This is a genomic window from Mycobacterium sp., from assembly GCF_035653355.1.
Classification (GTDB): domain Bacteria; phylum Actinomycetota; class Actinomycetes; order Mycobacteriales; family Mycobacteriaceae; genus Mycobacterium.
In genome coordinates, this window is sequence record NZ_DASRBZ010000607.1 from 1 (window position 1) to 9,236 (window position 9,236).

General features: G+C 67.1%; 8 protein-coding genes and 1 pseudogene. 1 reads left to right on the top strand and 8 read right to left on the bottom strand.

Features of this window, described 5'->3' with window-relative positions:
- Positions 1–250: 250 nt before the first annotated feature.
- From VFA16_RS21060 to VFA16_RS21085, 6 genes are all read right to left on the bottom strand, one after another.
- The gene (locus tag VFA16_RS21060) at positions 251–1,054 is read right to left on the bottom strand and encodes an MBL fold metallo-hydrolase (protein ID WP_324969695.1); all 804 of its coding nucleotides are present in this window, start codon (positions 1,052–1,054) and stop codon (positions 251–253) included.
- Positions 1,055–1,125: 71 nt separating this feature from the next.
- Complete coding sequence (locus VFA16_RS21065; protein ID WP_324969696.1) at positions 1,126–2,103, bottom strand: SMP-30/gluconolactonase/LRE family protein; 978 nt, start codon at positions 2,101–2,103, stop codon at positions 1,126–1,128.
- A 67-nt stretch (positions 2,104–2,170) separates the two neighbouring features.
- Positions 2,171–3,100, bottom strand: coding sequence for a pseudouridine-5'-phosphate glycosidase (locus VFA16_RS21070; RefSeq protein WP_324969697.1), 930 nt, complete (start codon positions 3,098–3,100; stop codon positions 2,171–2,173).
- Positions 3,097–3,942, bottom strand: coding sequence for a pseudouridine synthase (locus VFA16_RS21075; protein ID WP_324969702.1), 846 nt, complete (start codon positions 3,940–3,942; stop codon positions 3,097–3,099). The genes VFA16_RS21070 and VFA16_RS21075 overlap by 4 nt, the downstream gene beginning before the upstream one ends.
- A gap of 185 nt (positions 3,943–4,127) precedes the next feature.
- Complete coding sequence (locus VFA16_RS21080; protein ID WP_324969698.1) at positions 4,128–5,873, bottom strand: glycerol-3-phosphate dehydrogenase/oxidase; 1,746 nt, start codon at positions 5,871–5,873, stop codon at positions 4,128–4,130.
- A 58-nt stretch (positions 5,874–5,931) separates the two neighbouring features.
- The gene (locus tag VFA16_RS21085; protein WP_324969699.1) at positions 5,932–7,338 is read right to left on the bottom strand and encodes an NAD(P)H-quinone dehydrogenase; all 1,407 of its coding nucleotides are present in this window, start codon (positions 7,336–7,338) and stop codon (positions 5,932–5,934) included.
- Between the two features lie 64 nt (positions 7,339–7,402).
- Between VFA16_RS21085 and VFA16_RS21090 the strand changes: the two genes are divergently transcribed.
- Positions 7,403–7,876 carry a gamma-glutamylcyclotransferase gene (locus VFA16_RS21090; RefSeq protein ID WP_324969700.1) on the top strand — a complete coding sequence of 158 codons (474 nt, stop codon included), beginning with the start codon at positions 7,403–7,405 and terminating at the stop codon, positions 7,874–7,876.
- Positions 7,877–7,953: 77 nt separating this feature from the next.
- On the opposite strand, the gene VFA16_RS21095 is transcribed toward VFA16_RS21090, so the two are convergent.
- Positions 7,954–8,841, bottom strand: a complete 888-nt coding sequence (locus tag VFA16_RS21095; protein WP_324969701.1) for a hypothetical protein — start codon at positions 8,839–8,841, stop codon at positions 7,954–7,956.
- Positions 8,842–9,014: 173 nt separating this feature from the next.
- Positions 9,015–9,236 (bottom strand): annotated as a pseudogene (locus tag VFA16_RS21100) (amidohydrolase); the annotation flags it as partial.

Consider the following 9,236-nt stretch of genomic DNA (forward strand, 5'->3'; position numbering starts at 1 on the left):
GTCACCGCAGTAGTGGCAAGAATACTCAGTGCAGCGCCAAACAGGTTGAGCTTCAAGATTTTTCCTTTGGCATACGATGAGGTGTCGCGCGCGGGCGCGGCCGCAGTCTGCCGAGCTGGGCCTTCCCCGCCACCATGAGGCATGGTAATTGCGGCCGGTTGCCGCTGCACATCGCCGAATCCACGATTTCAGCACCCGTTTCCGGCCTATTCACGCTTCTGCGCGGGTGCTATTCACATATGGCGCAGCGTTACACCGTGACTGAGGCGCCGCGTTCCAGCTCGATGATTCGGTCGGCCATGCCACGGCGCCGCATTTCCCGGGTGAAATCGCCTAGCGGTGAAGCGAAGACGCCATAGTCGTCGAAGTGGATCGGGATCATCTTCGGCAGCTTGAGCACCTCCACCAGATCTGCTCCCTGCCGGCCGTCCATGGTGACGGTAACCCCGAACGGCAGCCGCCGACCCGCTGGCAGTCGTGTCCCGCCCAAGTGCAGCAGACCGAGGTCGATGGTGTCGAAACGCACCGGGATGTCGTTGAGCTCCTCGATAAGCAAGGTGTCCCCGGAGATGTACAGCCGCCGCGAGGAACCGTTAACCGGCCCGAACTCGAGCATGGTGCCCATTACCGGGGGCAGCAGTCGATGTCCCCACACCGGCGCGTGCCGGCCGGGTAACGACGTCATCGTGACAGTGGTGTCGCCTTTGGTGACGGTGTGGGATTGCCAAGTCGACATCCCAAGGGCGGCGCCGAATCCGCGGCGATGCAGCCGTTTGGCGGCGTGTGGCGTGGTCAGGATCGGCAACCCGTGGTCCAGACGCTGCTGCGCCACCCGGTCCCAGTGATCGCCGTGCATGTGGGACAGCACGATAGCGTCCAGCGGCGGCAAGTCCTCGACGCCGAGGGCGGGTTCCTTGCGGCGCTTGGACACCAGGCCGTAGCCGAGGTAGGCGTGCTGACCGCGGTGCAGGAAGTTCGGGTCGGTCAACAGCGTCACGCCGTCGGCCGCTATTAATGTGGTTGCGTTGCCGACGAATGTCACGGTGATTTCCATACTGTCGGCTACCCCGGATTGGCTGTGATGCAACAGGCACGCTTCCGGAAGGGTGGCTCGCCGGATCTTGGTTAGCGGTGCGGATGAAGCTTGATGACTTGCTCGGTCGGGTTCGATGGCGCCGGAGAGACAGCGGCGATGGCCTGTTGGGCGATGCTGCCCAGGTACAGCGAGCCGTCGTGTTCGCGGACGCCAGTGACCATGCGGTAGCCGCACCGGCGACTGCATGCCAGCCGCGCGACTGCGGTTCCGTCGCGGTTGATCGCCAGCACGCGTGCCGTTGCCGCCGGCGCGTGGTTGACGGCACTCGCCGCCCGTCCGATGAGCCGGCGCGCCGAACGGGGGGTTCGCTGGGCGAAGCGCAGGGGCCGTATCCCCGTGACCGGTAGCGCTACCCAGATTCGTCCCAACGTGCCGGTCGACAGGTTGTCGGGTAAGCCCGGCAGTTGGTCGACCAGCACCTCGGATTCGCCGCAGCGCGGCCCGTGCAACCACACTCGATGAATGCGAGCGGTGCTCGTTTCGGCGACCGCGACGAAGGACTCATCGTCGGCGAGGGCGACGCCGTTGGCGAACTCCAGGTGATCGAGCAACACCTGCACTTCACCCGCGGGGTCGCGGCGCAGCAACCGGCCTGTGGCGGTGCGTTCGATGACGTCGGTCTGGAAGGCATCGAGCCCATAGCGGCGCGAGGAATCGGTGAAGTAGATGGTTCCGTCGCCGGCGACGGCCGCGTTGTTGCACAGTTTCATCGGCTCACCGTCGACCGTTGTAACCAGCGGCTCAACCGAATCGCCGGCGGGGTCTACGCGCAGCAAACCTCGGTGCGCATCGCAGACAATCAGCCGGCCGTCGGGCAGGGCCTCGATCCCGAGCGGGCGACCGCCGGTGTCTGCCACCACTTTGATGTTGGACCCGTCTTTGGCTACGCTCAGCAGCCGGCCGTCGGCGACACCGGTGACCAACCGATCTTCGAGCACCGCGACATCCTCTGGCCCGTCTCCATGTATTTCTAGTCGGTACAGCTCAGGCGTCGGATTAGGGGCCATGCTGCGATTTACCCGGCGTGGCAGTGGACCAACCGTCGGACACGAGACGAAGCGGCGCTGCCCCCCGTCAGCGTAAGGCCGCGTAGGCGACGGCGACCTCGGCGGCCAGCGCGGCGTTGTCCGCGATGAGCTGTTGGTTGACGGCGACGCTTCGGCCGTCCGTCAACTCTTCGACCAAGGAAAGGACGGCCGGGGTCACCGCCTGACCGGTGACCCCGGCTTCATGTACTTGGCTGACCGCCTCGGCGACCAGGGGCTTGATGTCCAGCTCGGGATCGGGCGGGCGGCCCAGCAGCAGCCCGGACGACCCGGCCAGCTCCCAGTGGATCGAGGCCACCCGCGCGGTGTCGGCGACGCTGTCCACCCGTGCGGCTACCGGTGGGCCACCCTGGCCGCAATAGAAGAGGGGAAGCGTGTCCGTCCGCCAGCCCAGGACCGGCACGTTCAGCGTCTCCAGCAGCTCCGCCGTCGCCGACACGTCCAAGATGGCCTTGGCGCCGGACGACACCACCAATGTCGCGGTGCGGGCGAGTTGAAGGAGATCACCCGAGATATCGAGGGTTTCAACGAACCCGCGATGCACGCCGCCGATCCCGCCTGTACCCATGAACCGGATGCCCAGCAGGCGGCAAATGGCCAGAGTTCCGCCGACGGTGGTTGCACCCAGCGTCCGCTGGGCCACGCAGGCTGCGATATCTCGGGCACCTGCCTTGTGCGCGGCGGCCCCGGCCTGGGCGAAGCGGTCAAGTTCGGCAGCGCTCAGCCCGGCCCGAACGAAGCCATCCACGATGCCGACCGTGCACGGCACAGCGCCGGCGGCACGCACGCGCTGCTCGGCCTGCTGCGCGGCGAGCAGGCCACGTCCCTTCGAAAACCCGTGCGAGACCAGCGTGGTCTCCAGCGCCACCACCGGGCGACCCGAGCGCAGCGCGTCAGCGACCTCGTCCGCCACCCGCAGCGCGCCGGAGCCGCCGGCGCTCACAGATGCCGAGCTCACGGCAGTGCTCCGATTGTCGTTCGCCGGCTGACGAACCGGTGCCGCGATCCGCTGACCGGGTCATCGAATTCCAGGCTGTACGCCAACAAGTGCAACGGCGTGCTGAAGTCATCCGGCGCTACGTCAATGACCTTCGGATACAAGGGATCCCCGTGGATCGGTATGCCCAGCGACGTCATGTGGACTCGCAGCTGGTGGGTGCGGCCGGTTTGCGGCGTCAGCCGGTAGAGGCCGTCCGGCGAGACCAGCTCGATCAGCGTCTCGGCGTTCGGCTCACCCGCCTCCTCGAGGGCCTGTAAGCAACCGCGCCGCTTCGTAATTCGGCTGCATACCACGCGCGGTAGAACCAGCTCTGGATTGACCGCGGCCCGCGCAAGGTATGTCTTGCGCACCTGCCTGTGCGCGAACAGGGTTTGGTATGCGCCGCGCAGCTCGCGACGGGTGGTGAAAAGCAGTACCCCGGCGGTCAATCGGTCCAGGCGGTGCGCCGGGCTCAATTCCGGCAAGCCGAGTTCGCGGCGTAACCGCACCAGCGCGGTCTGCGAGACGTGACGGCCCCGCGGCATCGTGGCCAGGAAATGTGGCTTGTCGACCACCACGATGTCGTCGTCGCGATATAGCACCGGGATGTCGAAGGGCACCGGCACTTCGTCGGGCAGATCGCGATACAGGTAGACACAAGCGCCCGCCGGCAGCACCGTCGTCTCGTCGACCACGGCACCGTCGGCGGTAACCACTTGTCCAGCAAGGACTTTCGCACTAGCAGCCGACCCGAACCGTGTGGTCAGCTCGGCCAGAACCGGCCCGCCACGCAGCCGCAACCGTGCGGGGCCCAGTCCAATGGCCGGTTCTGGCCTCGCTACCCCGGTAGCTCGGCCGCCACCTGCCGGTCCAATGGTCGGTTCTGACCTCGCTACCCCGGTAGCTCGGCCGCCACCTCCCGGTCCAATGGTCGGTTCTGGCCTCGCTACCCCGGTAGCTCGGCCGCCACCTCCGAGTCCTTCACGCACCGGCAACGGTGCCGGTCTCACGTTAGCGGCACCGGTTCGAGGATCTCCGCGCGCGCCTCGGGGGCGCTGGCCCGCAAGGCGTCCGCTGACACGTCGTCGGGCTGGGTTTGCGAGAGGATCTCGGCCTCCACCCGCGCGCGGTAGGTCTCGACCTCGCGGTCGATGTCCTCCTGGTGCCAGCCCAAGATCGGCGCGACAACTTCGGCCACCTCGCGGGCGCAGTCGACACCGCGGTGAGGGTATTCGATGGAGATGCGGGTCCGACGGGCCAGGATGTCTTCCAGGTGCAGCGCGCCCTCGGCGGCGGCGGCATAGGCGGCTTCGACCTTGAGGTAGACCGGCGCGGCGGTGATCGGGTTGAGGAGCTCACGGCGATCCTCTGCCATCGCCAGCACCTCGCTGATCAGCGACCCGTAGCGGTCGAGCAGATGCCGTACCCGGTAGGGATGCAGCCCGTTGAGCGCACCGACATGTTCGGCCTGGTTGATCAAAGCGAAATAGCCGTCGGCGCCCAGCAGCCGCACCTTTTCGGTGATCGACGGCGCTACCCGCGCCGGAATGTATTGCGCGGCAGCGTCTATCGCATCGACCGCCATGACCCGATAGGTGGTGTACTTGCCGCCGGCGATGGACACCAGACCCGGGGTGGGCACCGCCACGGCGTGCTCCCGCGACAGCTTGGAAGTTTCGTCGCTTTCCCCGGCCAGCAGCGGCCGCAGCCCGGCGTAGACGCCGTCGATGTCGGCGTGGGCCAGCGGGATCGCCAGCACAGTGTTGACGGTTCCGAGGATGTAGTCGATGTCGGCTTTGGTGGCTGCGGGGTGCGCCAGGTCGAGGTTCCAGTCGGTGTCGGTGGTCCCGATGATCCAGTGGCTGCCCCACGGGATGACGAACATCACGGACTTCTCGGTGCGCAGGATGATCGCGACGTCGCTGACGATGCGGTCCCGAGGCACGACGATGTGCACGCCCTTGGATGCTCGTATCTGGAATCGCCCGCGCTGCTTCGACAATGCCTGGATCTCGTCGGTCCATACCCCGGTCGCGTTGACGACGACATGGCCGTGAACCTCGGTGACCGACCCGTCCTCTGAGTCACGCACGCGCACACCGGTCACCCGATCGCCCTCGCGCAGCAAGGCGATCACCTGGGTCGAGGACCGCACCACCGCGCCGTAATGGGCGGCGGTGCGGGCAACGGTCAAGGTGTGCCGCGCGTCGTCGACCACGGTGTCGTAGTAGCGGATACCGCCGATCAACGAGTTGCGCTTGAGACCGGCGCACAGTCGCAGAGCGCCGGCTCTGGTCAAATGCTTTTGCGGTGGAACAGATTTCGCGCCGCCGAGCTGGTCGTAGAGCAGCATGCCCATAGCCACGTACGGGCGTTCCCACCACCGCTTGGTCAGGGGATAGAGAAACGGCAACGGCTTGACCAGGTGCGGTGCCAGCGTGGTCAGTGACAGCTCGCGTTCGTAGAGCGCCTCACGCACCAGCCCAAATTCCAACTGCTCGAGGTAGCGCAGGCCGCCGTGAAACATCTTCGACGAACGGCTGGATGTGCCTGAGGCGATGTCCCGTGCCTCGACCATCGCCACTTTCAGGCCGCGGGTCGCTGCGTCTAGTGCGCAACCCGAGCCCACCACGCCGCCGCCGATGACCACGACGTCGAATTGCTCGGCGCCGAGCCGCTCCCAGGCCGCGGCACGTTGCTCGGGCCCAAGGGTGGATGCCGGCCAAAATCGCCCGCTCCCCGGTGCGCTCACGGAACAGGACTCCTCGGTTACTCGTCAGTAGGACGCTGGCTCCCCAGGCTACCTGGGGTCAGTCCAAATCGTCGTGCGCCATCAGCCGGCGGGCAGCCTCGGTGATCGAACCTGACAGCGACGGGTAGACGGCCAGTGTCTGCTCCAACTCGTTGACCGTGATCCGGTTTTGCACGGCCACCGCGATCGGCAGGATCAACTCCGATGCGATCGGCGCGACCACGACCCCGCCGATCACCACGCCGGTGGACCGCCGGCAGAAGATCTTGACGAAGCCATGCCGCAGCCCGGACATCTTGGCCCGGGCGTTGGTCCGCAACGGCAGCATGATGGTCCGCGCCAGCACTGAGCCGTCGTCGATCATCGACTGCGGCACGCCGACGGCGGCGATCTCGGGCCTGGTGAAGACCGTCGCGGCCACGGTGCGCAACCGGATGGGGCTGACGGCCTCGCCGAGTGCGTGATACATCGCGATCCGGCCCTGCATCGCGGCGACCGACGCCAACAGCAGCAGGCCGGTGCAGTCGCCCGCGGCGTAGATACCGGGCACCGATGTCCGGGATACCCGGTCGACGGTCAGGTAGTCGCCGCGCCCGAGCTCGATGCCGACCCGCTCCAGGCCCAGGCCGCTGGTATTGGGAATGGAGCCGATCGTCATCAGGGCGTGGCTGCCTTCGACGGTGCGGCCGTCGGTCATGGTGACCAGCACTCCGCCGTCGGTGCGGGTAACCGATTGGGCGCGTGCGTTTTTCACCAGCTTGACGCCGCGTTCGGCAAACGACTCCTCGAGCACCAGCGCGGCGTCGGCGTCCTCGTAGGGCAGCACGCGATCGCGGCTGGCCACCACCGTCACCGCCACCCCGAGCTCGGTGTACGCGTTGACGAATTCGGCCCCGGTGACACCGGAGCCCACCACGATCAAGTGGTCGGGCAGCGAGTCGAGGTCGTAGAGCTGTCGCCAGGTCAGGATCCGCTCGCCGTCCGGCTGGGCGGACGGCATGATCCGCGGGCTGGCGCCGGTGGCGATCAGCACGACGTCGGCGTCGTGCACGCTGGTAGTGCCGTCGGGGGCGGTCACCTTGATGCAATGGCGCGCCAGGCCGGGGCTGGCGTCGACCAGCTCGCCGCGGCCCGCGATGACCTCGACACCCACGCTGAGCAGCTGCTGGGTGATGTCAGCGGACTGCGCTGCGGCCAGGGTCTTGACGCGCTGGTGGATTTCCGGCAGCGAGATCTTGGCGTCGTCGATATCGATGTCGAAGCCCAGCTGTGGGGCCCGGCGCAGTTCGGTGCGCACCCCGGTAGAGGCGATGAACGTCTTCGACGGCACGCAGTCGGCCAGTACGGCAGCGCCACCGATGCCGTCGGAGTCAACGACGGTGACCTGGGCGTCGCGCGCCGCGGCGACCAGTGCCGCCTCGTAGCCGGCCGGGCCTCCGCCGAGGATCACAATGCGGGTCGCCACGGGTTCAACCTAGCCAACTTGTCGGATAGGCGCCGCGCAGGCGGGCGCCGTTTAAGCTTTCCCCGTGCCGCTCTACGCCGCCTACGGGTCGAACATGGATCCAGAGCAGATGGCAAAGCGTGCACCGCACTCGCCGATGGCGGGAACGGGCTGGCTGCACGGGTGGCGGCTCACGTTCGGCGGTGAGGACATCGGCTGGGAGGGGGCGCTGGCCACCGTCGTCGAAGATCCCGATTCCAAGGTGTTCGTCGTGCTCTACGACGTGACACCGGCCGACGAGAAAAATCTGGATCGGTGGGAGGGCTCCGAGCTCGGCATCCACAAGAAGATCCGCTGCCGGGTCGAGCGGATATCCTCTGACACCACAACCGATCCCGTACTTGCATGGCTGTACGTGGTCGACGCCTGGGAGGGCGGGCTGCCGTCGGCGCATTACCTGGGCGTCATGGCCGACGCCGCGGAGATCGCCGGTGCGCCCGCCGATTACGTGCATGACCTGCGCACCCGCCCGGCCCGCAACATCGGCCCCGGCACCTAGCCCTTTTTCCGCGAGCGGGCGTGTCGGCACACCGACACGCCGTCGCCGACGGCAATTTGCGCCCGCTCGCGGTGTAATTACGCCGCCCTGGCACGCTGCAGCTGCACCTCGATGTGGCGGACAAGCTCCCACGGCCGTCGTCGGACGTCCTCGGCGACGATGGGCACAGCGACCCAGTCCAGCTCTTGAAGTGCAGCGGTACGGCGACGGTCCCGGAAGAAAGCTTCTGGGCCGCTGTGCCAGTCGACGCCGTCGTACTCCGCCGCGACACGGTACTCAGGCCACGCGAAGTCCACCCGCCAAACCTGGCGGCCATTGTCGACGATTTCGTATTGCAGCGCTGGCGTCGGCAATCCACCGTCGATCATGACCAGGCGTGCTTCGCTTTCCATCGGGGATTCCGCCTCCGGGGCGGCCAGCGGAAGCAGCTGACGCACAGCCACGATGCCGCGGCGACCGCGCTGATGGTCGGCGGCCCTGCGCAAGTCGTCACGGCTACATGTCCCACTCCGCAGCGCCGCGTCGAGCGTCGCAAGTGCGCGGGCCCGGCGCAGGCTGCGGGCCACCTCGATCGCGGTCCACGCCGGTGTGGTAGCCGGCCGTCCGGCGACCAGGGTCAGCGGGGCGTCCTTGCGTCGGTGTATGACAAGTCCGTCGGCGGGCCGCAAGTGATGGTCGCCGGGATCTAGGACATGCAAGTCCCGGGTGTCTTCGGTGTCGAAGCCGTAGCCCCCTGCGGCCGTGCTCAGGCAGACAGCGACCGTGCTGCCGGTCGCCAGATCCAGGCCGCGCAGCCGCAATCCGGTGTCCACATTGCCGCTGCCGTAGATGCCGTGCCAAAGTTTTTGCAGCACACCACATTTCAGATCGGCTTCCAGCTCACGACGGCTGAGCACTGTCAATGCCTGGCCTTTCGTCACAACTCCGCCTTGCGTGTCGAGCAGTCGGGCGAGTTCTTGGTTCATGGCGGCCATCGTGGATTCGTGGAAGGTATCGCGGTGTTTATGCCGGCTACCCGCCAGCCGATCTGTGCATAAAGCTTCTGCTGTGCATGGCCCCCGTCACGGCGAGCGGGCGCAAAGTGCCGGCCCGCGCGGCGTGTCGGCGTGCCGACACGCCCGCTCGCGGCAGATTGCAGCTAGAAGGCCGCGGACTGCTCGACGATGTTGACCATCACGCGGACCCCAATCGCCAGGGCTCGCTCATCGAGATCAAATGTCGGCTGATGCAAGTCCAGCTGCGGCCCATGGCCGGACCACACACCGAGACGCGCCATCGCACCCGGTATCTCCTCCAGATACCAGGAGAAGTCTTCGCCGCCGCCGGACTGGCGGGTGTCGGCCAGGACATCCGGGCCGAC

Excerpts from the sequence above, each read along its gene's own strand:
- VFA16_RS21060 (WP_324969695.1), bottom strand. The coding sequence starts at position 1,054 with ATGGAAATCACCGTGACATTCGTCGGCAACGCAACCACATTAATAGCG.
- VFA16_RS21065 (WP_324969696.1), bottom strand. The coding sequence starts at position 2,103 with ATGGCCCCTAATCCGACGCCTGAGCTGTACCGACTAGAAATACATGGA.
- VFA16_RS21095 (WP_324969701.1), bottom strand. The coding sequence starts at position 8,841 with ATGAACCAAGAACTCGCCCGACTGCTCGACACGCAAGGCGGAGTTGTG.